The organism is Enterobacter cloacae complex sp. P6RS, assembly GCF_014982245.1.
GTDB classification, from domain to species: domain Bacteria; phylum Pseudomonadota; class Gammaproteobacteria; order Enterobacterales; family Enterobacteriaceae; genus Enterobacter; species Enterobacter bugandensis.
Genome location: NZ_JADCLB010000065.1, coordinates 1 through 1,248 on the forward strand (window position 1 = coordinate 1; position 1,248 = coordinate 1,248).

The following is a 1,248-nucleotide window of genomic DNA, read 5'->3' on the forward strand; positions in this document are numbered from 1 at the left end:
ATGTTACTGATGCGCTTAAGAAAAAACAGGAGGAAAATCATAATTTACAGAAGCAAATCGAGTCCATGGCTCAAAAAATAATAGAAGGTAAAAATGCAGAACAGACAGTAGCTCAGCTACAGGCAACGCTGGCTGAAAAAAATAAATTAATCTCTGACATGAAGACGACTTCACAAAATGGTGAAGACAAGTCACTGCAGTTGGAACAGAAAAATATCGAGATGTCTAACCAGTTAGCGGTATTGAATAGGAAAATTTCACAGTTAACCGAAAGCATACAGCAAAAAGATATCAATCTTGCTGAGCTTAAAAAGAGTCTAAATCTTACGACTGTCCAGTCAACCGCGATAGATGAAACATCCAGGGCATTAAAGCAGCAGCTTAAAGAGACTACTGAGCAACTGGAAAAAATGAAAGCGCAGAATAAAGTCAATAATGATGTACAAAATCAACTGGTTTCTGCGCAATCACAAATTTCACAGCTAACCGGACAGCTTGAGCAAAAGCAATCAATACTAAATGAGCTACAAAGTAAGCTCGTGGATTCCGACTCTCATTCAAAGCAGATGGAGAGTTCGCTGGTTGAGCTTAAGCAAAAACTGCACGATAGCGAGGATATGCTAGCTACAGTCAGTGATGCGCAGTTAGCGAACAAACGAGCTATACCTAATAGTCCGGACGAGATAAGAGATTATGCACTTGGTGCCTATTGGGCACAGGAGATGATGGGCATGATCAGTGAAAAAGAGGGATATGGATATCATATTAATTATCAGCAGGTATTAAACGGCGCTGATGATAAAATGCATAATCAGCTTAAGGTACCTCAAGAGAAATTAGTTTCAGTCTTGAAAACACTTTACGCTGAGAGCAAGAAACGCGAGGAAACTGTTACAAAATTATCGGATAACGAAGGGAAGAAATTTTTGCAACAATTTAGCTCGCTTACTGGTGTAAAGCGTGATCCGGCGGGCTTTTATTACCTTATTGCTGAAAAAGGCAAGGGAAAGATCTCTTCTTCGGATACTGTTGCAGTGGCCATGCGAGAAAGTTTATCTAATGGGAAAGTCATCGATGATATGCTTGAGAAACATACAGTATTAGCGCTTCCATGGGGAAAGTATCCTCCATTGTTCAAATCGGCATTATCACATGTTAATAATCACGGTGAAATAAGGATCGATGTTCCTCCCGCACTTGCATATGGGGAGAGGGGGCGCTTACCGGACATACTGCCAAATTCTACAA

1 protein-coding gene is annotated in these 1,248 nt (G+C 40.5%); it reads left to right on the plus strand.

Features of this window, described 5'->3' with window-relative positions; all coding sequences use genetic code 11:
• Positions 1-1,248 (plus strand): FKBP-type peptidyl-prolyl cis-trans isomerase N-terminal domain-containing protein (locus INF73_RS21935; RefSeq protein WP_193547349.1); only part of this gene is annotated, 1,248 nt, incomplete at both ends.